Annotated in this window: 1 pseudogene; it reads right to left on the bottom strand. The window is 64.3% G+C overall.

Annotated elements, in window-relative coordinates:
- Nucleotides 1-81 precede the first annotated feature (81 nt).
- A pseudogene (locus OC446_RS30765) lies at nucleotides 82-286 on the bottom strand (IS21 family transposase); the annotation flags it as partial.

Raw genomic sequence — 286 nt, forward strand, 5'->3', positions numbered from 1 at the left:
TGAAGCCCTTGGCCATGCCATGCAGGCCGAGCTCGTGCAGCAACTCGAGAGTGGGGTGGGTCAACATGCTTGTCGTCTCCTTCAGTGGAAGTAGCCCGGTCCGCGGATGTTGCGGTGGGTGATGGCAGGATGCTCGGGGGAAGCAGGCTCGGGGCTCGTGCGGGCATCGAGCAGAGAGGCAATGCCCTTGTAGGAGAAGGCCCTGATCGCCAGGGCTTTGGCCGATGCCGCCTCGACCCGCTCCTTGGAAAGACCACGCATGTGGCGCAGCACGCCGATGCAGGTG

This window comes from Microvirga sp. Mcv34 (assembly GCF_024519725.1).
GTDB lineage: Bacteria > Pseudomonadota > Alphaproteobacteria > Rhizobiales > Beijerinckiaceae > Microvirga.